This window comes from Pseudomonas sp. (genome assembly GCF_050739935.1).
In the GTDB taxonomy this organism is placed as follows: domain Bacteria; phylum Pseudomonadota; class Gammaproteobacteria; order Pseudomonadales; family Pseudomonadaceae; genus Aquipseudomonas.
Window position 1 is genome coordinate 1 of sequence record NZ_JBOICF010000016.1, and the last position, 23,544, is coordinate 23,544.

Annotated in this window: 19 protein-coding genes and 2 pseudogenes; 4 read left to right on the plus strand and 17 right to left on the minus strand. The window is 59.2% G+C overall.

Features of this window, described 5'->3' with window-relative positions; genetic code table 11:
* Positions 1-133 precede the first annotated feature (133 nt).
* The 4 genes from ACRER8_RS02125 to ACRER8_RS02140 form a co-directional block, all read right to left on the minus strand.
* A complete protein-coding gene (locus ACRER8_RS02125; RefSeq protein ID WP_431744712.1) occupies positions 134-1,633 on the minus strand; it encodes a CoA-acylating methylmalonate-semialdehyde dehydrogenase in 1,500 nt (499 codons plus the stop codon).
* A gap of 265 nt (positions 1,634-1,898) precedes the next feature.
* Positions 1,899-2,708, minus strand: coding sequence for a 5-deoxy-glucuronate isomerase (gene iolB / locus ACRER8_RS02130; protein WP_431744713.1), 810 nt, complete (start codon positions 2,706-2,708; stop codon positions 1,899-1,901).
* 2 nt (positions 2,709-2,710) lie between these two features.
* Positions 2,711-3,646 carry a myo-inosose-2 dehydratase gene (gene iolE / locus ACRER8_RS02135; RefSeq protein ID WP_431744714.1) on the minus strand — a complete coding sequence of 312 codons (936 nt, stop codon included), beginning with the start codon at positions 3,644-3,646 and terminating at the stop codon, positions 2,711-2,713.
* Between the two features lie 55 nt (positions 3,647-3,701).
* Positions 3,702-5,639, minus strand: a complete 1,938-nt coding sequence (locus ACRER8_RS02140; protein ID WP_431744715.1) for a bifunctional 5-dehydro-2-deoxygluconokinase/5-dehydro-2-deoxyphosphogluconate aldolase — start codon at positions 5,637-5,639, stop codon at positions 3,702-3,704.
* Positions 5,640-6,016: 377 nt separating this feature from the next.
* Here ACRER8_RS02140 and ACRER8_RS02145 point away from each other — a divergent pair, with 377 nt between their 5' ends.
* The 3 genes and pseudogenes from ACRER8_RS02145 to ACRER8_RS02155 form a co-directional block, all read left to right on the plus strand.
* Positions 6,017-6,940, plus strand: coding sequence for a MurR/RpiR family transcriptional regulator (locus tag ACRER8_RS02145; RefSeq protein WP_431744716.1), 924 nt, complete (start codon positions 6,017-6,019; stop codon positions 6,938-6,940).
* A 683-nt stretch (positions 6,941-7,623) separates the two neighbouring features.
* Positions 7,624-8,307: pseudogene (locus tag ACRER8_RS02150) on the plus strand (PAS domain-containing protein); the annotation flags it as partial.
* A 105-nt stretch (positions 8,308-8,412) separates the two neighbouring features.
* Positions 8,413-8,844: pseudogene (locus tag ACRER8_RS02155) on the plus strand (methyl-accepting chemotaxis protein); the annotation flags it as partial.
* A gap of 156 nt (positions 8,845-9,000) precedes the next feature.
* On the opposite strand, the gene ACRER8_RS02160 reads toward ACRER8_RS02155, so the two are convergent.
* The 11 genes from ACRER8_RS02160 to ACRER8_RS02210 form a co-directional block, all read right to left on the minus strand.
* On the minus strand, positions 9,001-10,008 hold the full coding sequence (locus ACRER8_RS02160) for a lysylphosphatidylglycerol synthase domain-containing protein (RefSeq protein WP_431744717.1): 1,008 nt from the start codon (positions 10,006-10,008) through the stop codon (positions 9,001-9,003).
* Entirely contained in the window at positions 10,005-11,255 is a 1,251-nt protein-coding gene (clsB, locus tag ACRER8_RS02165; RefSeq protein WP_431744718.1) for a cardiolipin synthase ClsB, read from the minus strand. Before clsB ends, ACRER8_RS02160 begins: the two co-directional genes overlap by 4 nt.
* Positions 11,252-12,046 (minus strand): endonuclease/exonuclease/phosphatase family protein, encoded by a 795-nt coding sequence (locus ACRER8_RS02170; RefSeq protein ID WP_431744719.1) that lies wholly within the window; start codon positions 12,044-12,046, stop codon positions 11,252-11,254. Before ACRER8_RS02170 ends, clsB begins: the two co-directional genes overlap by 4 nt.
* Entirely contained in the window at positions 12,043-12,960 is a 918-nt protein-coding gene (locus ACRER8_RS02175) for a DUF72 domain-containing protein (protein ID WP_431744720.1), read from the minus strand. Before ACRER8_RS02175 ends, ACRER8_RS02170 begins: the two co-directional genes overlap by 4 nt.
* 323 nt (positions 12,961-13,283) lie before the next feature.
* Complete coding sequence (locus tag ACRER8_RS02180; RefSeq protein ID WP_431744721.1) at positions 13,284-13,919, minus strand: CGNR zinc finger domain-containing protein; 636 nt, start codon at positions 13,917-13,919, stop codon at positions 13,284-13,286.
* 114 nt (positions 13,920-14,033) lie between these two features.
* A complete protein-coding gene (gene cysC / locus ACRER8_RS02185; RefSeq protein ID WP_431744722.1) occupies positions 14,034-14,642 on the minus strand; it encodes an adenylyl-sulfate kinase in 609 nt (202 codons plus the stop codon).
* A gap of 21 nt (positions 14,643-14,663) precedes the next feature.
* Positions 14,664-15,458, minus strand: coding sequence for a class I SAM-dependent methyltransferase (locus ACRER8_RS02190; RefSeq protein WP_431744723.1), 795 nt, complete (start codon positions 15,456-15,458; stop codon positions 14,664-14,666).
* On the minus strand, positions 15,418-16,602 hold the full coding sequence (locus ACRER8_RS02195; RefSeq protein ID WP_431744724.1) for a hypothetical protein: 1,185 nt from the start codon (positions 16,600-16,602) through the stop codon (positions 15,418-15,420). The genes ACRER8_RS02190 and ACRER8_RS02195 overlap by 41 nt, the downstream gene beginning before the upstream one ends.
* Before the next feature lie 38 nt (positions 16,603-16,640).
* Positions 16,641-17,366, minus strand: coding sequence for an SDR family NAD(P)-dependent oxidoreductase (locus ACRER8_RS02200; RefSeq protein ID WP_431744725.1), 726 nt, complete (start codon positions 17,364-17,366; stop codon positions 16,641-16,643).
* Positions 17,363-18,100 (minus strand): sulfotransferase family protein, encoded by a 738-nt coding sequence (locus ACRER8_RS02205; RefSeq protein ID WP_431744726.1) that lies wholly within the window; start codon positions 18,098-18,100, stop codon positions 17,363-17,365. The genes ACRER8_RS02200 and ACRER8_RS02205 overlap by 4 nt, the downstream gene beginning before the upstream one ends.
* Entirely contained in the window at positions 18,097-19,323 is a 1,227-nt protein-coding gene (locus tag ACRER8_RS02210; protein ID WP_431744727.1) for a transaldolase family protein, read from the minus strand. The genes ACRER8_RS02205 and ACRER8_RS02210 overlap by 4 nt, the downstream gene beginning before the upstream one ends.
* Before the next feature lie 600 nt (positions 19,324-19,923).
* Between ACRER8_RS02210 and ACRER8_RS02215 the strand changes: the two genes are divergently transcribed.
* Positions 19,924-20,466 (plus strand): cytochrome b, encoded by a 543-nt coding sequence (locus ACRER8_RS02215; protein ID WP_431744728.1) that lies wholly within the window; start codon positions 19,924-19,926, stop codon positions 20,464-20,466.
* Positions 20,467-20,513: 47 nt separating this feature from the next.
* Here the strand turns inward: ACRER8_RS02215 and ACRER8_RS02220 are convergent, their stop codons facing one another.
* Positions 20,514-21,698, minus strand: coding sequence for an HlyD family secretion protein (locus tag ACRER8_RS02220; RefSeq protein WP_431744729.1), 1,185 nt, complete (start codon positions 21,696-21,698; stop codon positions 20,514-20,516).
* Positions 21,695-23,374 (minus strand): MFS transporter, encoded by a 1,680-nt coding sequence (locus ACRER8_RS02225; RefSeq protein WP_431744730.1) that lies wholly within the window; start codon positions 23,372-23,374, stop codon positions 21,695-21,697. The genes ACRER8_RS02220 and ACRER8_RS02225 overlap by 4 nt, the downstream gene beginning before the upstream one ends.
* Positions 23,375-23,544 lie beyond the last annotated feature (170 nt).

The window sequence follows — 23,544 nt, forward strand, 5'->3', positions numbered from 1 at the left end:
GCCGGCTTGCTGGCGAACGCGGTGGGTCAGACACAAATGAGATGACTGACGTGCCCGGTTCGCCAGCAAGTCGGCTCCTACAGAGGTCGCATTTCAGATTGGAATCGCGGTTGTTTCAGATCTCAAATCTCGATCATTTCGCCGTCGGCATACTGAATTCCGCACCTTTGGCGATGCTGTCCGGCCAGCGTTGCATGACGCTCTTGTAGCGGCTGTAAAAGCGCAGGCCTTCTTCGCCGTAGGCATGGTGATCGCCGAACAGCGAGCGCTTCCAGCCGCCGAACGAATGCCAGGCCATCGGCACCGGAATCGGCACATTGATACCCACCATGCCGACCTTGATGTTGCGCGCAAACGCACGGGCAATGCCGCCATCGCTGGTGAAGCACGACACGCCGTTGCCGAACTCATGAGCGTTGATCAGCTCCACGGCGGCGGCAAAATCCGGTACATGGACGATGCCCAGCACTGGCCCGAAAATCTCTTCTTTATAAATAGCCATGTCAGGGGTGACATCATCGAACAGCGTGGCGCCGACGAAGAAGCCATTCTCGGCTCCCGGCACCTTGAAGTTGCGACCGTCGACGATCAGCCTCGCGCCCTCTTTCACGCCCTGATTGATATAGCCCTCGACCTTCGATTTGTGCACCGCCGTGACCAGAGGCCCCATGTCCGAATCGGCATTCATGCCGTTGCCGATCTTGAGCGAATCGATGCGCGGCAGCAGTTTGTCGATCAGTTTCTGGCCAACATCACCCACCACCACGGCCACGGAAATCGCCATGCAGCGCTCGCCGGCCGAGCCATAGGCGGCACCGATCAAGGCATCAGCGGCCTGATCCAGATCGGCATCTGGCATCACGATCATGTGGTTCTTCGCCCCGCCCAGCGCCTGCACACGTTTGCCATGGGCAGTGCCCTGCTGGTGAATGTACTCGGCGATCGGCGTCGAGCCGACGAAGGAAATCGCTTCGATGCCCTCGTGCTGCAACAGGGCATCTACCGCTACCTTGTCGCCCTGCACCACGTTGAACACGCCGTCAGGAAGACCGGCCTGTTGCAACAGGCGCGCCATCAGCAGGCTGGCGGAAGGGTCGCGCTCGGACGGCTTGAGGATGAAGCAGTTGCCGGTCACCAGCGCGATGGGGATCATCCACAGCGGCACCATCACCGGGAAGTTGAACGGCGTCACGCCCGCGCACACGCCCAGCGGCTGACGCAGATTCCAGTTGTCGATGCCGCCGCCGATGTTGTCGCTGAAATCACTTTTCAACAGGCTCGGCGCGCCACAGGCGAATTCGACGATCTCGATGCCGCGCACCACCTCGCCCTTGGCATCGGAAAATACTTTGCCGTGTTCGCGGCAGATGATTTGCGCCAGTTCATCGTGGTGCTGATCGAGCAGTTCCTTGAACTTGAACATCACCCTCGCGCGCCGCAGCGATGACTGATCGGCCCACGCCGGGAACGCAGCCTGCGCCGCGGCGACCGCCTCGTCTACGGTCTTCTGTTCGGCGAGCGCGACGCGGGCTTGCACAGTGCCGGTGGCCGGGTTGAACACATCGCTGAAACGCTCGCTGGCGTCCTGCACCTGGCCGTTGATGTAGTGACCGATAATCGGGGCGTTGCTCATTCCATGTCTCCTTGCGAATTCGTTTGGGTCTGTACCAGCACGGCTTGCCAGCGGTGGCGGACGGGAGATCGAACGCCGGCAAGCCGTGATGCTCGTATGTTGTCTCGGACCTGTAGGAGTCGGCTTGCTGGCGAACCGGCTGAGTCAGGCACTATTGATTTGACTGATATACCAAGTTCGCCAGCAAGCCCGCTCCTACAAGGTCAGGCGGCGTTGGGGCGAACACCAGCGCGGCGAGCTGGACTGCTACAGGGTCATCAACAGGTTAAAGATCCAGCAACCACTGATGTTGCGGATCGTTGTGAAATTGCCAGGCGCGTTTCGGGCCGGCCATCACGTTCAGATAATAGGATTCATAGCCATAGGGCACGCTGACCGGGTGGTAGCCCTTGGGCACGGTCACCAGATCGTTGTTTTCCACGGCCATGGCCTGATCGATGCTGCGATCGTCGGTGTAGACCCGCTGAAACACGAAGCCTTGGGGTGGGTTGATCTGATGGTAATAGGTCTCTTCGAGAAAGCTCTCGTGGGGCAGATCGTCCTTGTCATGCTTGTGCGGCGGGTAGCTGGAGGAGTGTCCCGAAGGCGTGCGCACTTCCACCACCAATAGCGAATGCGCAGGTTCGGAATCCGGCAGAATGTCGCAGACATAACGGGTATTGGCCGCCTTGCCGCGCACGCTGCGCTTCATGGCGTCGGGTTTGATCAGCCGCGCCGGTAGGTCTTTGGAGGCATCGCCGGGGGCTGCGCAGACGGCAATCTGCACCGCGCTCAGGGCTGTGACCTGAGCCTGGCTATTGGGCGGCAGGTAAACCGCAAAAGGTGATTTGTCTTCGAAGACCGACTGCCGGTCGCCGATGTTTTCCCAGCTGAAGCTGCCCTGCCCCGGCGCTTCGCCGCTGACGCTGACCCGACCGCTGAGCAGCACCAGGCACAGTTCCTTGTCGCCGGAGTTGACCGGCAGACGCTCGCCCACTGTCAATCGATGGGCCGAAAAACCGACGTACTCCAGCACCCCTTCGCCCAGGGCCACGACGTCACGGCCTTCGGCTTTACTCTTGACCAGAAGATTCATGTTCACAGGCTCCTTTGTGCAGGCTTTTGTAGACCAGTGTTCAGTTCTTGCGCGGTAGCCAACAGGTTGCGCAGCGTGTCGTAGCCCTTCTTGGCGTAAAAGTAGCTTGGCGCTACGGCCGGATCCTGTTCCGCCTCAACCACCAGCCAACCTTCATAGCGCGCTTGCAGCAATACCTCCAGCAGCGCGGCGAAATCGATGTCGCCATCGCCAGGCACAGTGAAAGTGCCGTTGACGATGCAGTCCGGGAAGCTCCACAGGTTGTTGCGCGCCAGTTGCACCACCGCTTTGCGCACGTCCTTGAAATGCACGTGGCAGACCCGGTCGATGTGTTTGCGCAGCACCTGCAGCGGCTCGCCGCCGCCCATGTAGCAATGCCCGGAATCGAACAGCAGCCCGACCTCGCTGCCGGTCAGGGCCATAAGCTTGTCGATGTCTTCGGGGGATTCGACGTAGGCGCCCATGTGGTGGTGATACGCCAGGCGCACACCTTGGGACAGGGTGAACCGCGCCAGCTCCGTCAGCTTGTCAGCGTACTCCTGCCAGGCCGCGTCGCTGTGAAAACGCGGGCGCTCGACCAGACGAATGCGCTGCCCTTGAATCGAATCCGCCACCTCGCCATACACCAGCACCTTGGCGCCATTGTGCTTGAGCAGTTCGACATGAGCGGCGATGGCCTCGATTTCCTCGGCCACCGAACGGTTGGCCAGACGACTGGAATACCAGCCGGACACCAGCGCCAGATCGTAGGGCCTCAAAACATCGGCGACGCCTTTGGCGTCCTTGGGGAATTTGCCGTTGAGTTCGAAACCTTCGTAGCCGATTTCCTTGCCTTCGCTGAGCGCGGTGCTCAATGGGGTTTCGCCTCCGAGGGCGGGCAAATCGTCGTTACTCCAGGAAATCGGGTTGATGCCAATTCGGATTGCGGAAGCGGGCATGGCTGCACCTTTATTGTTTTTTGTCGCTTTGAAAGTCTTTACACGGCCAGCGGAATCAGGCTCTCGCCTCGCGCCAGGATTCGATCAGGAAACCGAACGTGCTCTGCACCCGACTGATCAGCCCGGCATCGTCGATCTCGCCTTCCAGCCAGGCGCGGCTGGGTTCATGAAAAATCGTGCGGCCCACGGCAAAGCCTCGGCAGGTAGTGCTTCTACTGGCTTCGCGGAAACCGGCGGCGAGGGTTTCAGCGGGCGCGTTGAGCCCCAGGAGAACCACGCCACGGCAGTACGGATCACGTTCCTGAATCAGCACGTCGAGCTTTTCCCAGACCTCGGGCGATTGCGTTTCGATCTTCCACCACGCCGGATAAATGCCGAGGTTGTACAGGCGCTTCAATGCACGGTAGATCACGTCGGGATGATTGGAGGGATGCTCCTTCGGCGGGATGATTTCCAGCAGCAATTCGTGGCCGCTGGCCTGAGAGGCCTGATACAGCCCCAACAATTGCGCTTCCTGTTCCAGACGCAGCATCGGTTCATCGTCCGGGTGGTATTGCACCAGGCATTTGACGATCTGTTCTTTGGGCCAGGTCAGCAGATTGCTGCCGATGGAGCGTCCGTGCTCGAACGCCAATGGCCGCGATCCCTGCACCTCAACCGGCCGTGCCACCCACCAACCGCGACCGGTGGCAGCGTTCAGCGAATCCTGACCAAAACGCTGATCGGCCAGCAGACCGACATCGGCTTCGATCCCGCGTTTTTTCAGGTCAGCCTCAACCCGCTCCACCGCCTGGATGAACAGTCGCTTGAGCTGGCCGATGCAGGCCAGGTCACGACCGGCTTTCTGCGCCAGTTCCACCAACTGCCCGCGATGGTCGAAGGCGAAGATGAACAGTTGCCTCCACTGCTTGCGCGGCACGCTGACCTGATGCAGGCGCTGCAGCACTTGATCCTGATCTGGCCGGGTGATCGGCACCGGGCTGTTGAACAGGTACTCCAGTTCGACCAGCGTCGGCATGGCCGGGGCGCAGGCGTGGCGCGAGACCACCAAGCCACCGCAGGCATTGGCCAGCTGGCAGCAGCGCTCGTCGCTTTCGTCGTTCAGCCATCCTTTGAGGAAGCCCGACATGAATGCATCGCCCGCGCCCAGCACATTGAGCACTTCCACCCGCACGCCGGGGTAGATCGCGCTGTCTTCGAGTCGTGAGGGAATAGCGCCATGAATCACCGTGCAGCCTTGCGGGCCGAGCTTGACCACCAGCGTCGCCGCGCTCAGTTCGCGCACCTTGCGCAGGGCGGTAAGCAGATCGGTCGATCCGCCGGCGATCAGGAATTCTTCTTCGGTGCCGACGATCAGGTCGAAACGCGGCAGGATGCGTTGCACGTGCTGGCTGACGTTCTGATCGGCGACGAAGCGGGTTTCGCCATCGGCCTTGCCGGTCAGGCCCCAGAGCACCGGCCGATAATCGATGTCGAGCACGCGTTTGACGTTGTGTTTTTCGGCATAGTCCAGCGCCTGGCTGCTGGCCTTGAACACCTGATCGGTGGAGAAATGCGTGCCGGTGATCAGTAGGGCTTTGCTGGATGCGATCTGCGCTTCGTCGATGTCTTCGGCGTGCAGGGCCATGTCGGCGCAGTTTTCCCGGTAGAACACCAGCGGGAAGGTTTCGCGGTCCTTGATGCCCAGCAGGACCATGCCGGTCAGACGTTCGGCATCGACTTTGATGCCGCTGACATCGCAGCCTTCGCGGGCCAGGGATTCAATCAGAAAGCGCCCCATGTGGTCGTCGCCAACGCGAGTCAACATTGCCGACTTGACGCCCAGCCGAGCGGTGCCAAAGGCGATGTTGGCGGAGGAGCCGCCCAGGTATTTGGCAAAACTGCTGACGTCTTCGAGACGCGCGCCGATCTGCTGTGCGTAAAGGTCGATGCCCAGGCGCCCGAGGCACACCACGTCCAACCGACGCCCACTGGCAAAACGAGTCTGGCCCATACTGGCTCCTTTTATTCTTATTAAGCCTTGGCTCAAGCACGAGTGCCCGACGCCTGTTTGTGGATGCAGACTAGAACGGCGCGAAGCAAGGAGCAATGATTTTTTCTAAATTTTTTTCATGTGGAATATTTTTTCCACTTTGCGCAAAGGACGGCAGATCGTGCTAAACAGAAGCGACCAAGGCACACGCCACGGTAAACTCCGCCGTCGGGTGGGTATGCACTCACACTGTGGGAGCGAATTTATTCGCGATGCGATTCCCCGTCCTACAGATAATTAGCGCCTGAGCAGGCCCCTCGCGAATAAATTCGCTCCCACAGCAAGCCTGCCAAACCGGCCATTCGCGTTTCATTGAACGATTCAGAGGATTCATCCGCATGTCCAGCACCGATCAGCCAGCCCTGCCAGGTACCGATGACAGTGCCGCGTCGCAAATCACGGCGCCAAACACCGCCGACGCCCTGCTCAAGCTGATCACCGCTGAATACGAAAGCCTGCCGCGCCAGCTCAAACGCATTGCCAGTTACATGAGCCAGCAGAGCGACCGGATCATGGTCGATCGCATCAGCGACATCGCCCGCGAATGCGAAGTGCATCCGTCGGCCATCGTGCGCTTCTCCCAGCGTTTCGGCTTCAGCGGCTTTAGCGAAATGCAGGCGCTGTTTCGCGAGGCCTACACCCACAAAGCCACGCCGGTGCAGAACTACCAGCAGCGCATCCGCAGCATGATCGCCAACAAGTCGCAGAAAGCCAGCGGCGGCGACCTGGCGCGCGAATGCGTGAATGCCACCCTCTCGGGACTGGAACGCCTGGCGCTGGAACTGGACGACGAAGCCTTCGAAAAAGCCGTGGATCTGGTGGTCAATGCCGACAACATCTACGTGGTCGGGGTGCGTCGCTCGTTCGCCGTGGCCGACTATCTGGTCTACAACCTGCAGCACACCAACAAGCGCATTCACCTGATCTCGGGTCTGGGCGGTAGTTATCGCGAGCAGATGCGCAGTGTGCGCGCCAATGATCTGGTGATCGCCATCAGCTTCACTCCGTATGGCAAGGAAACCCAGCATTGCCTGCGCATCGCCCAGCATCATCAGGCCAAGACATTGATCATCACCGACAGCAACCTGTCGCCACTGGCCAAACGCGCCAACTCGGTGCTGCTGGTGAACGAAGGCAGCTCGTTTGCGTTCCGTTCGCTGAGTGCGACGTTGTGTTTGTGTCAGGCGCTGTTCATCGCCGTGGCGTATAGGTTGGAGCTGAAGGTGGATGAGATGTCGGAGCAGGTGGGGTTTGAGGATTAGAGCCATGCATCATGGTTCTGCCTAAAGCCAAGTCGCGATTTGTGTCATCTGAAGTACCCCGTATGAAAGCAAAGCGTTCGGGCTGCAGCTAACGCGCTTCGCGTTGTCGGGGTTGACCACGTTGTTCGCTACACCTCGATCTACTGTAGAAGTCGGCTTGCTGGCGAACGCGGTGTGTCCGTCACAAATGCGTTGTCCGACCGACCGCATTCGCCAGCCAGCCGGCTCCCACAAGTTATTGCGGCGTGCCGGGATTTTGTGACCCCGGTAGCCGTCCGGCTCGCCGGCGGTAGCGATCCCAAGGATGCCACCGCCGGCAAGTCATGCTGCTGGACATCGTGCGGGTAACAGGAATGAGTGATTCACACACTTCACTGCGGGAGAATGTTGGCTGCAAAAGATCCCAGGGCTAAATTCGTCCAACCAAAATCCTGTACAAACCAGACGAAATGTACAACTTTTTTGTAGCTTTTTGATATCACGTTTGTGATCATCACCGCACTGCAGAGGAATCGCAGCTAAGTATCGATACACACTCTTGAGGCCATGGAATGGGACCTCTCGTCCTTTCACCAGCCTGAGCCGCCCTCATGTTTTTCGACTCGTCCAAAAACAAAATCATCCAGGACCTGCAGCTGACCGTCGCTCACCAGGCCAGTCTGCTGGAAGCCATCAGCCGCTCCATGGCGAGCATCGAGTTCGACCTCAATGGCATCGTCCTCAGCGGCAACGACAACTTCTACAAGACCATGCGCTATCGCCCCGAACAGGTGATCGGCAAAGAACACCGCATGTTCTGCCTCCCCGAGTACGCCCGCAGCAACGAGTATTCGCAGCTATGGTCGCGTCTGCGCAGTGGCGAATTCGTTTCCGCGACCTTCCAGCGGGTGGCGGGCGACGGCAGCACGGTGTGGCTGGAGGCCAGCTATAACCCGATCCGCGATGCCAGCGGCAAGGTGGTGAAAATCGTCAAATACGCGATGGACGTCACCGAAAAGCTTCGCGCCGAAAGCGAGACCCGCAACAAGCTGCAGGCCATCGATCGCGCCATGGCGATGATCGAGTTTGATCTCCAGGGGCGGATCATTGCCGCCAACGATAACCTCCTGCGCCTGCTCGGCTACAGCCGTCAGGAGCTGCTGGGCAAGAATCACAACCTGCTGTGCCCCTCTGAACTGATCAGCAGTAGCGAATACCAGGACTTCTGGCGGCGGCTGAACAAGGGCGAGTTTTTCAGTGGCCAGTTCAAGCGCGTGAGTAAACAGGGACAGACCCTCTGGCTGGAGGCCACCTACAACCCGGTCTACGACGCCTTCGGCAAGTTGAGCAAGATCGTGAAGTTCGCTTCGGACGTGACCGAGCGCATCGAAAAACACGAACAGGACTCCCACAGCGCAGCGCAGGCCTATCACATCTCGGTGCAGACCCAGAAAGTCGCCGAGCACGGCTCTGAGGTGATCCAGCAAGCTGCGGGTGAAATGCGCCAGATCTCACGCAACATCGAAGACTCATCACGAATCATCGGTCAGTTGGGCGAGCGCTCCGAACAGATCACCGCCATCGTCAACACCATCCGCAGCATCGCCGACCAGACCAACCTGCTGGCCCTCAATGCCGCCATCGAGGCCGCGCGTGCCGGGGATCAGGGGCGGGGCTTTGCCGTGGTGGCCGACGAAGTGCGGCAACTGGCCGGACGCACCAGCCGTTCGACCCAGGAAATCTCCGAGATGATCCAGTTGATCCAGAACGAAACCCGCCAGGCGATCGTCAGCATGGACAACACCCGCAGCAACGCGGCCAAGGGCGTCGACCTGGCGGATCAGGCGGGCTCGGCGATCGTGCAGATCAGCAATGGCACCAACGACGCTGTGGATGCGGTGAGGATGTTTGCGGGGCGGGATTGAATGACGTGCCGCTGGGTTTCGACCAACTCGGTCCACTGTAGGAGCCGGCTGGCTGGCGAACGCGGTGGGTCAGTCACAGATGCACTGTCTGACACCCCGTGTTCGCCAGCAATCCTGCTCCTATAAGGGTTTTGCGTCTAGCATGTCCATCCGAGGTCAATCGGCCATCCGCGCTTCATTCTTGCTGCGCATGGCCTTCGCCCGCTTCTCCAGCACCAGGTACACCACTACCGCCAGCACCAGCGGTATCAGAAAGTAAATCACTCGATAACCGATCAGCGCCGCCAGCAGTTGGCCCTTGCTGAACTGGTGCTGCATCAGGGTGATGAACACCGTCTCCAGCACACCTAGCCCCGCCGGGATGTGCGCGATCACACCGGCGATGCTGCTGATCAGAAGAATCCCCAATACCGCTGGATAAAAAGCCTTTTCCGGCAGCAGCACGTAGATCAGCAGTGCCATCAGCCCCCAGTTCAACGCGCCGAGCAACGCCTGACGCAACGCCTGATTGAGCGACGGCAGCACCAGTTGCTGTTTGCGAATGGTCCAGGTGCGCTTGCGGGAAAACCGGCAAGCCAGAAAATAGCCAAAGCACACTGCCAGCAACACGAAGCCGATCAGCTGCAAGGTGGTGTCACCGATTTTCCAGCCATCAGGCAGATCGATGAACCTGCCCGCGAAGACGAATCCGGCCAGCAACATGTAGCCCAGCCAATTGGTGATAAGGCTCAGACTCAGAATTCGGGTGATGGTCGGCACATCCAGGCCCAGTCGCGAATAAAGCCGATAGCGCAATGCGATACCACCGACCCACGAACTCAAATTGAGGTTGAAGGCATAGCAGACGAAGGTGACCGGCACGATCTGCATCACGGACAGCTTGTGCTCGGTGTAACGCCGCGCCAGCACGTCAAACCCGCAATAGGTCAAATAGCTGCCGACCGCTACCACGAAGCCCAGCGCCAGGGTGCTGGCCTTGTAAGACTCCAGCGCGTGGGTTACCTCTTTCCAGTCAAGGTTCTTCATCAATGTGAACAGCAGCACCGGCACAGCGATGAAGAAGAACAGCGTGAACCCGCGCTTGGCCCAGGTTAGCCAAACCTTGTGTTTGCCCGAGGCCGAAGACTTGTCCTGACCCGTGGATGCTTGCGATACCCCGCTCATAGCGACTTCTCCTGGTCTGGCGACAACTCGTGCTTGAGCACTTCGGCTTCGGGAATCGCATCCGGCGCGCGCAGCGGTTTCAGGCGTGGCCCATGTACCGGGAACAGTCCGGCAATCGCCGGAAAATGCCGCAGGAAGTGAAAGCTGAAAAAGATCATGGGCGCCCGCCACCACTGCCCTTTCGCCAGGCCCTTGAGATTGGCCTGTTTGCTGTGGGCGGCGGCCAGCTCCTGCAAATGCTCGTGAAGTTGCTGATTGAGGGCGCGATCGCGAATGAACAGATTGGCTTCCAGGTTCAACGCCAGGCTCAACGGATCGAGGTTGCTGGAACCGACGGTGGACCACTCCTGATCGACCAGCGCGACCTTGCCATGCAGCGCCCGCTGTTTGTACTCGTGAATCACCACGCCTTCGCGTAGCAGCCAGGTGTACGTCAGGCGCGAACAAATGCGCACGAAGGGCATGTCCGGCTTGCCTTGCAGGATCAGCGTGACCTTCACCCCGCGTCGGGCGGCAGTGCGCAGTTCGCGCAGAAAGCGATAACTGGGAAAAAAGTAAGCGTTGGCGATGGTGATGCGCTGAGTGGCACTGCGCATGGCCAGCAGGTATTGCTCCTCGATGTCGGTGGTGTGGCGGCTGTTGTCCCGCTCGGCCAGCAGCATGCGCGCGCTACCGGCCTGACGATTTACCACGTTGAGCGGGGTGAAGGACTCATGCAGGGCGGGCCCCAACATGCTCAACGTCGAGCGGTAGATATCCGCGAGGATGGGGCCGCGCACCATTACCGCATAATCCTGCTTGGCGGTGATGCCGGTATCGGCCATGTGATCGACGCTGTAATTGATGCCGCCCATGAACGCCAGTTCGGCATCGATGACCACGATTTTTCGATGCAGCCGACGAAACAGATTGGTGCGCATGCCCATCAGCTTCGGACGCGGATCGAACAGTTGAATCTGCACGCCCGCTGCGATCATCGCCTGGACGAACTCCGTGCTCAGGTCGCTGGTGCCGTAATCGTCCACTGTGATCACCACCCGTACGCCACGACTCGCAGCTTCGATCACCGCTTGTTGTAGCCCCTCGCCAACCCGGTCCTCGAAGATGATGAATGTCTCGATCAGCACTTCCTGCCGGGCTGCACGAATGCTTTCGAAAACCTTGCTGAAGAAGTCTTCGCCATTGATCAGCAACTCCACCGAGTTGCCGTCCTGCCAGACGCCGCATCGATCGCTGAACGCCTTCATAAGGTGACCTCCACCGCCAGCGGCGCATGATCGGAAAGGTGCGACCAGGGCCGATTCGACAGCACCTTGGGCGCGCGGATCCTGGCGTTGCGTACGTAAATGCGGTCCAGACGCAGTAGCGGGAAACGCGCCGGAAAGCTTTTTGCCGGCGCGCCGAAGGACTCGACGAACACTTCGCGCAGGCCCGTCGGCGTCAACGCGGCATCGGCCCTTTGCCGCCAGTCATTGAAATCGCCGGCAATGATCACCGGCGCCTCCGCTGGCAGACTCGATACGAGGTCGGCCAGTAACGAGAGCTGCTGCTGACGGTGCACTTCCTTGAGCCCCAGATGTACGCAAATTGCATGGACCTCGCCGAAGCGAGGCACGTCCAGCACGCAATGCAGGAGGCCGCGCTCTTCGGTGCCGAGGATGGAAATATCGAGATTTTCATGACGGATGATCGGGTACTTCGACAGCAGCGCATTGCCGTGGTGGCCGTGGGGATAAACCGCGTTGCGGCCATAGGCGAAGTCTTTCCACATGCTGTCGGCGAGAAATTCGTACTGCGAGGTGGTCGGCCAGTTCTTGACGTTTTGCGCATGGTTTTGCTGTTCGCCATGGACTTCCTGCAAAAACACTACGTCCGCCGAGACGCTACGCACCGCATCGCGCAGCTCGGGCAGGATGAAACGCCGATTGAGGAAACCGAAGCCCATGTGCATGTTCATGGTCAGCACGTTCAGGTTGACGTCGGTCGACGCTGACTGTCGGCGGCTGGCAATGTCATCGGGGATCAGGGCACTGGTCAAAACTTCACTCCTTGCAGATCACCCGGGGCGACTTCCAACTGCTCGGTCAGCTCGAAGCGCGTCAGCAATTTGCGTGCGTCATAGGGGGCTCGCACCTTGATGTCATTATCGAAATAGCAGTAAACATCCCGCGATTTGCGCGCCCGCGGGGACTTGGCGCCGGTCAGGTGCGCATCCTTGGGTTGTGCGCCCTGACGCCAGAGGTCGATCCGGTCGCCCCAACGCTTGATCGCCGCCGGGGTGTAGCCGCTGGCGTACAGCTCTTTGTCGCCGTGCAACCGCATATAGACGAAGTCGCAGGTCAGGTCTTCCAGATACGGCCATTTACCTGCCGTGTCAGCGACCACCAACGCCACCTTGTACTTGCGCAGCAGCGTGATGAACTCGGGAACGGCGAAGCTTTCATGGCGGATCTCCACGGCGTGACGCAGACGCGCCTTAGTGGGAATGTCGAGATAACCCGGTTTTTCCATCCGCGCCGCACAGCCTTTGGCGCAGGCCTTGGCCGATTTGCCATCGTGAGGCAAGAGTTTGAGAAAAGCCTCGAACTTCTCGGGATCGAATTTGAAGCTCGGCGGAAACTGCCAGAGAATCGGGCCGAGCTTGTCGCGAAGCTGAAAAATCCCCGAGGCGAAAAAGTTGGCGATTGGCTCCTCGATCTCGTTCAGTCGCCTGACGTGGGTGATGTAGCGCGGCGCCTTGACGCTGAACACAAAGCCCTTGGGCGTGTCGGCATACCAGCGGGCGTAAAGATCCGGCGACTGCAGAGAATAGAACGAGCCATTGATTTCAATGCTGTTCACCGCTCTGGAGGCGAATTTGAGTTCGTTTTTCTGGGCCAGGCCTTCCGGGTAGAAATCACCGCGCCATGGCACATAGCGCCAGCCCGATATGCCGATACGGATATCGCTCATGCAAGTGCTCTCTGTGCTCGCTGTCGCGGCCGATGCCGTGACAGCTCTGAACAAGAGATATGAAGCTTGAGAGAGAGGCAGGTTCCCTGGTTTTTACGGGGCGGGTCGGTTTTGGGGTGAAAAGCCGGAAGCTGCCGGCAAGCCGGTCCGCTGGAGGGATTGTGTGTATGCACCAAATCTCGGTTCGCCGCAAAACTGTAGGAGCCGGCTTGCTGGCGAACGTGGTGGGTCAGTCACAGATGAGTTGCCTGACCCGCCGCAGTCGCCAGTAAGCCGGCCCACAGCAGATCGGGGTGTAGCGAAGAGCTGTGACAAGAACCAACTCAAACCTGTCCCACCGCCCTTTTCGCTTTTTCCCTCGCACCGCACACATTCATCTGACACCAACGCCGTCGGCCATTTTTTGAAGTGTCCAGGAACAACCAATCACAATCGGGCGTAGCGCAAACCTTGAGGCGAGTCACGTCAGACGAGGTCAACAGCGTCGCGGCCTCCACAGCCATACGCCCGATAAACCCGCTCGTCATGTCCTCAAGCGTATCGCAGGGACGCCAGCGCCAAATGACGCCACGCGGCGTCGACACCAACAGCCGCTGAGCTGCGGTGACTGCAAGCATATGATTGAGCTCGGCCATTTTCTCCTGCTCGACGGGAAGACCCAGTGCAACGGACAAAAACAGCTGATAAAGCGACTCACGAAACGCAATCAATTGCTTGAACGCGGTCAGCGCATGCCAGGAGGAGTCGTATACCAATTGCACAAGGCGGTCATGTTCCTCAGGCTCGATCAATCCGGCATGCAGAAACCAGTGGACGACGTCTTCGAGGTTCGACAGGTTGTCGATAACCTTCTCTAACGAGGTCCCGGGGCGACGACCGTCGCACGTATTCAGATAGTCCAGCACGCTCATACCGCCGATGAGTCGGATGGCGTTGACTTTCAGCTGACCGATGGACATCGCCGGTCCCCCAGCATTGATTGATTCAATCAATAATGGCAGAGATGGGCTGATTCGCCTGTTTTTGTGTCACCCGCAGCGAGCACGATGCAACAGTGCCCCCGCCTTCCAGCATTACAGGCGTCTCGAATGACGCAACCAGTCGTCGATCATGCTCACGGCATCGGCAACACTCACCTGATCACTGCGGATGTGCAGTTCCGGCCAGACCGGGGGTTCATACGCCGCATCGATGCCGGTAAAGCCCTGGATGTCCCCGCGTCTTGCGCGCCGATAAAGCCCCTTGGGGTCCCGGGCTTCGGCCACCACCAACGGCGCATCGACGAACACTTCGACGAATCGCTCAGTGCCGATAATCGAGCGGGCTCGGTGACGAGCGGCGCCGGATGGCGAAATCATCGCCACCATGACCGTCAGCCCCGCGTCCGCCATCAACGCTGCAACCTCCGCAACCCGCCGCACGTTTTCATCCCGGTCTTGCGCGGAAAATCCAAGGTCGCGGCACAAGCCGCTGCGCACTGAATCGCCGTCGAGAACGCAGGTATTAAGTCCGCGGGCCTGCAATACCGGATTCAGGCTGTCGACAATCGTGGATTTGCCTGCCGCAGACAGCCCTGTGAGCCATACCACATGTGGTTGCGTTTCCTGGGCCACAGGGTGATGGGCGAATTTGAAGGCAAAGAGATTGTTCGACGACGTCAGGCCTTGCCGCTGGATGTCCATGAAACGTCCTCCATGCGTCAGTCAGGCGATGGCCTGATGAATAATGAAATCGGCGCGCATCGGGTCGTAGACGCGCTTGAAGTCGCCGTAGCTTTGTGAGACCGCAAAACCCGCCGCCATCAGCTCGCTGCGCAGCCGAGCCGGGAGGATGGGGAACACGCGCAGCTGGTAACGGGCGCCGTCGGCGAAGGTGTAGACGAATTCGCAGAGCGAGTCATCCAGCGCCCCTATCGTTACCTTCGCCGTTTTGCCGCAGTAGTAATACTGGCCTGACGAGGAAAAGCGGCCGGCGAGAATTGCCTGAAAATTGCGTTGATCGATCAGCAGCATGCCGCCGGGCCGGAGCAGATGCCGAAAGCGCCGCAATGCCTCGATGCGCTTGCCTTGATCGAAGATATGACACAACGAACTGCCCAGGCACAGCACGGCATCGAACGGCTCCAGCTTCTGTTCTTTCTGCAGCTGGTGCAGATCGGCCCAGTCGCTCTGGTAGAGCGGCACCGTCAAACCGAGTCGATCAAAATTCGCCCGGGCTCGCTCGACCATGGTCGGGCTTCCGTCACAGGCAGCAACCTCGAAGCCGGCCTTGCATAGTTGTGCGGCATGAAAACCGCTGCCTGTGGATGCATCGAAAATCCGGCAAGCGCCGCCCTGCAGCAACAGCTCGGTAAAGAAATGCTCTTCGCCGGCGGCACGTTTGTCCCAGTCGATCAGTTCGTCCCAACGGCTGACGAAATCGGCGTTGTACTGTCGGGCGTAATCCCGATCGGCGGGCTCAACCAAACTGACGGGCGAGGATGGGCTGCTGGGCAACATGGCTGACTCCCTGATGACGAATGCGATCGGCGAACGCCTGATATTTGCGGCTCAGTTCGAAGGCAAATCCGGCCGCGTCCTGAACCTTCATTTCGGGCATGAAAAAACCCAGCATCTTTTCCATGACGTGCATTTGCTCTGGCCCGAAGGTCACGCTGCCGTCAGCCTGGATTGCCTGAATACCGTCCTGGCGCTGCCCGGCCTCGTTAAGCTGAATGGCAACGTCGCGCCGCACGCCATAAGGCAGGCCAAGCAGCACGCGGCCCATCCCGACCTTCACCGGATAACCCCCTGGCAAACCATCCGGACCGGGCGCATGCACATGGACTTCGGTGTCGGCGAACAGGTTCTCGATCACCGAAACCGCCGACATGGCGGTCAGGTATTGCCCATCCATTCCCCCGAGCCGACGAAAGTGGTCGGCGACGCTGGCGAAAATTTCCCTGGACTTGTAGTAGCCGGTGCAATCGCGCCCGTCGATCCAGTACGACAGATTGAAATTCGCTTCCGCTGGCAGCCCGCGACGTGGCACGCAATGGCTGAAAAAATGCTGACCGATCAGTTTGACGCGCACCTGCACCGGCTCGCACCCCGCCAGCCGCGCAATCGCGCTTCGGGTCGCCGGGACCAGATTAGCGATATTTCCCACACCCACCGCAGGAGCCATGCCGACCTTATAAAGAACCGCATTGACCGCATCAGGAAACGCCGCATTGACCACCAGACTTTTCGGGCAGGACTGTTTGACCGCGCGCATCAGCGCGTAGGCCGGCGCCAGATGCATCGGCAGCCAAGGGCCGAGTTGCGCCTGATCGAGCGCATCGAAGGTGGCCTTGGGCAGTTGGGTGATGACACGCCACGATTGCAGCGAGGCGCAGTTGAGGATGATGTCCGGTTTGATGCGCGCCAGAGTTTCGGCGTTGCGCTCGATCGCCGCTTCGGTCAGGTCCATCTCCCAGCCCTCGATCCGCGCCTGCACATCTTGCTGCAGGGCCGCAAGGCGCATCAAATTACACAACCGTATGGTCTTTTCGAAGTTGCGGCTGGCCACGTGAAAGTCGAACTCGTTGCGTGGCACCAGGATTTGCAGAATCTGCAGGCATAGATTGCCGCCCCCGATGATTAGCAGTTTTTTGCGTTGCATGATGTACGTCTCCATAGGTATGTCGTTGCCCTCGTCCCCTAGCGAGGGTAAGCACCGTTATCTACCGCAATGACTTTCCCGGTCAGGTGACGACTCTGATCGGACAGCAGGAACATGATCACGTCGGCGACGCCCTCGGGCTCGATCGGGTCCTTGATGATTTCCTGACGCTCGTACTCTTTTCGACGATGCTCAGGGATGCGGTCGTGGATCGAGGTGTTTCGGATCAACGCTGGCGAGACCGCGTTCACCCGTACCCGTGGTGCAAAATTCCAGGCGTTGGCTTTCGTCAGCCCGATGACACCGGCCTTGGTCGCGCCGTACAGCGCATCCATGCTGCCGACCTCTCCGGCCACCGAAGTGATGTTGATGATGCAGCGTGAATGCGCGGCCCCTTGCTCATGCAGGGCGAAGTCTTTGGACAGATAAACCAGCGACTTGAGGTTCACCGCCCATATCTCCTCCATTTCCGCATCGCTGTAGTCGTAGACGCTTTTGCCGTGGTACAGACCTGCGTTATTGATCAGCCCATGCAGCGCACTGTGATGCTCATAAAGTTTGCCGATGAACGACCGGTAAACCTGGGGTTGCGAAAAGTCGACCAGGTGACTCTCCAGTTGATAAACCGGGATGCTTCGTTGCAAATCCTGCAGCCCGAGGTTGTCCTTGTCCGCTGCGATAACGTAGTAGCCGGCCTCTGCACAGGCGATGGCCGTAGCCTTGCCGATACCATTGGCAGCACCGGTGATGACGATTTTTTTCATGAATGCTCCTGCTGCACGAACTGGTTCATGCGCTCATAGAACGGCCGATGGGCCTGGTAATACGCCATCAGGTGAGGGTGGGCTTTGAGCGGTCGATCGTCGAAATCGTCAGCCGAAGCGACAATCCCGCTGCTGCGTTCCGCTTCCTTGTGCCAACTGCGCCAGGCCTTCCATTGCGGGGGGCATGAGGGTTCCCAGCTCAGCGCTTGTGGCAGAAACTCCAGCTGCAGGTGATCACAGAGCCTGCGCACGTTTTCTTGCGGACGCCTCGCCAGGTCGTCGCCATTGATGACGTAAGGTATTTTTCCGCTGAGCTTGGTGACCAGACAGAAGACTTCATACAACGCCTTGTGGCCGATGGCGTGAAGCGGCATCTGCTCGAACATCGCGAAATGCGAAACAATGGTCCGGGCCGGTTCACGGATGATGAATACGTTCTGCTGCTCCAGCAGAAACTCGGCGTCGGCCTTCAGTTCGTCGAGGCAGTGGTAACACATGTCCTTGTGGAATACGTTTCGGTCCTGACGAGTTGTGCGTAGCAGTGATTTCACGCCCTCGTAGCTGCGCGGCAGACCACAGTCCAGATCATCATGAGGAATGGCTGACTGTTCGTCGAAGGCCATGGAGGCGAAGGGTTCGTGAAAAACCTCGAAATCGCCGCGCTCGATGAACACGCGCTCCAGCACCGTGGATCGCGACCGAGGATGAGCCCAAAGGGCAATCATGCGGTTCATGACGCATGCTCCATCGCCCACTGGCTCGAGGGTCGCGAAGGCGCAAGGACCAGTGCGGCAGATTCACCTTTGACGAATGCGAGCAGGCGCTCCTGCCCTGCACGGGCGTCATTGCTGGCGGTGACGAAAGCCGGATGCGAAGCAAACTCCGACGATGCCAGATCGCCTTCGAAATAGGCCTGATTGAAATAAGGAATTGCCGTGAGCCTGTTGAGCACGCGTTTAGGCATTTGCACCCAACCAGTGGCCGGCGTTATCGGCTGCAGATCCTGCTGGCGCCGTATCAGAAACTCGATGATCTGCGGCGTCAGCGTATACAACGTGGTATCGGCGCCGGTGCGCTGCAAATGCCAGCAATGCTCGCGGCCCCTCACATCGGTATCGATTTTCAGGCTGCACAACAGCAGCTGGACGGACGTTGGACGCCGCCGAAGCAGTGCTTGCATGGCTTGATAGACCGCAATTTCCGCCCAGCGCCGGTCGGGACCGGTCAGGTTCAATCGCCGCTCTGCCGCTTGCGCCTCGAATTCGCTTTGCGCCCCCAGGCGGCCAATCATGAAACTGATGACATACCTGGCGCGTTCGGTATTAACGCCCTGGACCCGGGCGCGAAGTTGCCCGTCATGGACGGCCTTCAGGCAGGTCGCGACCTGGGAAACGGTGAAGCAGAAGGTGTTGTTGATCGAACAGCCCTGCGCCACCAGTTGCTCGATAGCGCGGTAGCCCTGTTTGCTGCCGGGCACCTTGATCATGACGTTCGGCGCCAGGCTGGCCAGTTTCAGCCCGCGGGCCACCAGTGCGTCCTCGCCAAGCCGTTCCCCACCCTCGATTTGCGCCGACAACCAGCCATGGCGCCCTTGTGACGAAATCCACAATGGGTGCAGCAGCCTTGCACCTTCGACGATCATCCGGTCATAGACCAGCCGCACCTTGTCTTCGTCCGAGAAGCTGGCCGGAAGACCGTCGATGTAATCACGCCATAGCTGAGGAGTTTTCAATACTGCTTGTGTAATCAAGCGCGGATTAGTAGTTGCGCCACTGATGCCATAAGGGCACTGAGAAAGATGTTCGGGCAGCATGTTGTCGATCAGGCTGAACATATCCGGATATCGTCTGTGCATATTATCTTTGAACGCTGCGTAGAGGGTTGGTGAGGAATCCCACCACACTTCAGAGTCCGTGTTTTTGTGTTTTAAAAGGCGAACAAAATCGGGGACGTCCATAAGTTGGGCCCTTCGTGCAGTTTCAAGAATGAAAAAATCGGAGGCCCCAGCAATTCTGGGCAAAATGCCAGTCTATTCAGATTGATAGTCAGAGGCTTTGAACCGTCCGAGGTAAAGATGGATCCAATTGCATTCCCTGTCAAACTCGTTTTGATGGATTTCTAATAGTCAATAGTTATAAGTAATATACATTTTTATAATTTAAAAATGTCGATTACTCGTTAACGACATGGTCCTTCGTTTGAATAACCTCAAATGAAGAATAGGATTGTGGACACTGCAAAACGCTTACATACCACTACACAGATGGTTAATGCCCAATGGCCGCTATTTAAATAGTCAGACAATTAAGCGGACGATTTAAAACATTAAATAATGCTCTTTTAGGATAAGCCCTACTAATGCCATAACTTGTCAGTAGGCCATGGAACATATTGCCTGTCGCAGAGAGCTGAGGCATGGATTTGCGTAAATGGTAAATAAAGAGAAATGTCGTTCTTGAGATTTGCCGAAACCTGCGGCAATGATCGCGTTTTCTAACGTCAAGCCCACGCGATCACGCGATATGGGCGGACACCATCAGAACCAAGGAGCCTAACCGTGAGTACACCCTCGAACGCTGAACGATATAGCTACAAAGCCCGCTGGTTTCACTGGGTGATGGCTATCCTGATCGTGCTGGCCTACGCGCTGATTCTCAGCCGCAGCCAGTTCGCCAAAGGCACCGACCTGCGGACCTTTGTCGTGCAGACGCATTTCTGGGTGGGGATCGTGGTGCTGATCATGGCTTTTTTTCGGATCGCCGAGCGTCATCGGCATACGCCCCCGGCGATCACCCCTCGGCTTGAAGGTGTGTTACGCCTGGCCGCCACGCTGTCGCATTACGCGCTGTATGCGTTTCTCTTCGCGCAACCGCTGCTGGGTTTGTCCACGGTCTTGCTGGAACGCGGCGCACTGCCCATTCCCCTGACATCGCTGGCAATCCCTGCGCCGTTCGCGATCGCCAAGCAGACAGCCGAAACCCTGGAACACTTCCATGTGTTGCTGGGCACGATCTTCTATTACGTGATCGGCCTACACGTGGTGGCGGCGCTCTGGCATCACTTCGTACGCAAGGACAACACGGTCCGGCGGATGGTATGACGCTTCTTGAACACGGCTTGCCGGCAAGCCGTGCTACATGAGATAGCTCAACGCGGTGAGTCCACCGTCCCGTCCACCGGATCCGGGGGCACGGGACCGTCCTGGCTGGTGTCGATACTGACGACCACTGACATGCCCGGACGCAGGCGGTCGACGTCATCCTGGTCGTCGTCCACGGTGATACGAACCGGGATCCGCTGCGCGATCTTGACGAAGTTGCCGGTGGCGTTATCCGCCGGCAGCAGGCTGAACTCGGAGCCGGCAGCCGGTGAAATACGCTGTACCCGGCCGCGCATCTTGCGGTTCTCCAGGGCATCGACCGTAAAGCTGACCGGTTGCCCCAGCCGCACGTCGGCCATCTGGGTTTCCTTCATGTTGGCGATGATCCAGCGTGGCCGTGGCACCAGTGGCATCAGCTGCGCACCGGCGTTCACGTAAGCGCCCAGCCGCGTGCCGATCTGGCCCAACTGCCCGTCCCGTGGCGCGGTGATGCGGGTGTTGCTCAGATCGATGCGCGCCAGCTCGATCGCGGCTTGCGCGTTTTTCACCGATGCCTCCAGCGAGCCGCGGTTAACGATCACCGTCTGCAGATCCTGCCGGGAAATTTCCAGCGAGGCCTTGGCTTCTGCCAGTGCGGCACGAGCCTGCGCGTCGGCGGCGCGAGTCACGTCCAGTTCGCTCTTCGAAACCGAGCCATCGGTCACCAACGCCAGATTACGTCGCAAGTCGGCCGCCGCCTTGTCGCTTTGGGCCTGGGCATTGGCCACCGCCGCCTGACGCTGAACGATGGTCGCTTCGGCACTGCGGCGTTGCTGCAGATTGTTGTCCAGGGAAGCCTTTTGAATACCCAACTGCGCCAGGCCTTGATCCAGACGCTGCTGATAGATGCGATCATCAATGCGCACCAGCAGGTCGCCCTGCTTGACCCACTGAAAATCCTGCACCGGCACTTCATAGACATAGCCGCTCAGTTGCGGCCCGATGATCGTCGTCTGGCCCCGGATCTGCGCATTCTCGGTACTTTCGATAGGGCTGCTGAACGGTGGCAGCTGCCAGGCATACAGCACGATCAGCACACCCGCGAGCGCCACGCCGCCAAACAGTATCGCGGAGACGAGCCGAATGCGTGCCGAGCGCGGTTGCGTGGTTGCCGGCATCACCGCCGGTGCCGGGGCGGGTCCTGATGCCGGAGGTGCAGACGGATTGCCTGAAGGTTTTTCGGGTTCTGTCATGAGGGTTGAGCGCCAGAAGGTTGAACGGAAGATGCGACCGCTGTAGTCGGGGTGAAAGGTGCGACCGGCTCGGTGGTGATCCATAGCCAGGTGGCACGCGCGGTGATCCAGATCGCCGTCAGGATCGCGATCAATGCAATGACCATGAACACGTCGTTATACGCCAGAGTGTTGGCCTCGCGGGTCGCCGCCGTGGCCAGTGCACGAATACCCAGGTTGGTGCGCGTCGACGGGTCGGCAATGGTGGAAATATATGCCCCGCTGGAGCTTTGCAAACGCGATTGGACCTGAGCATTGAGCAACGTGACATGCTCGACGATATGCGCGGAGTGGAATTTCTCGCGCCAGATCTGGAAGGTGCCCAGGAGCGCCGCGCCGAGCAGGCTGCCGATGTTCTGGCAGATACCGAACATCACGGAAAAACTGACCAGGTTGCGCGGGTTGCCGATCACCCCGCTGACACCCAGCACCAGCGTCGGACCCAGGAAGAAGGTACCGCCGAAGGCCAGCAGGAACTGACTGAAGTACATCTGCGGTCCGCGGGTGAGGCTGGTCGAAAAGCTGTCCATGATCGAGCCCACCGCCATCAGCGCCAGAGAAATGATCAACGGCTTGAAAAGATGTTGAGGGTTGATGGTCATGGCACTGACAGCTAGTCCGGCGACGCTGCCCAACAGCATGAAGAAATACAGCATGTGCAGCTGCTCGGTGCCCTGATTCATGCCTTGCAGAAAACCCACCGCGCCTGTGGACTGTTCCGACAACACCACGCGCGTCAGCAGCACGCCGAGCGCGAAACGGATCATCCGGCCACTGCCCAGCCATCGGGTGATCAACAACGGGCTGGTGCGGTTGTGTTCGATACACAGCCCGGCAAGGATCAACGCGATGGAAGACGCCAGCGCGATACCGATCCACGGCGCCTCCAGCCACCACTCGATCCTGCCCAGCGACAACACCGCGCACAAGGCGGCAAAGCCAGAGGCGAGCAAGGCGAAGGTCAGGAAGTCGAGTTTCTCGAACGCCTTGAAACGATCGCCTGGCGGCAATTTGAGGATCAGCACACAGCCCAGCGCCAGCAGGCACATGCCCAGCTCGAACAGGTACAGCCCGCGCCATTCGGCAATCTGCAGCAGGTCTTCGGACACCAGTCGGGCCAGAGGCGTGGCCAGTTGAGCGGTGCCGAGGCCCAATACCAGCGCCTTCATCCGCCATTTTTGCGGGAAGGCCTGAATCATGTAGTACAGCCCGAGCGAGCCGAGCGCTGCCCCGACCATGCCATGGGCGGCACGCACGGCGACGGCGGACTCGATATCGTTTACGAACAAGTGCGCGAAGGTCACCAGCGCGTACAGCACCAGAAAGACTTCAGTGAAGGCGCGCAGGCCGAATTGCTGACGGAATTTCACCAGCAGCAGGTTCATCGATACGTTGGTCATCACATAGGCGGCGGGCAGCCAGGCGATTTCAGCCTGGGTGGCACCCAGTGAACCTTGCAGGTATTGCAGGTTGGCGACCACCAACGCGTTACCCAACCCCCCGGTCAACGCCACGATAATGCCGACGATGGCGTACGCCAGACGCTTGGGCGTCGAGTGCAGCGGCGTCGAGGGCGACCCTGGCAGCGTCGGACGCTCATGGGGCGCCCAGTCATGGGGTTTGTACTTGTCGTTCATCGAGCAGACCTGATGGATGCTGTTCTGAGACCGTCGGCGGAACAATATTACTCACCGGCGGATAGTGCCATGTGGCGATTGGGTATGTGTGCGGTTATGGCACTGGCGTTCGCGAGGAGGGATGAGGTATCGAAAACACTGAGTGTGGCGGCGAAAGACCTGTAGCAGTC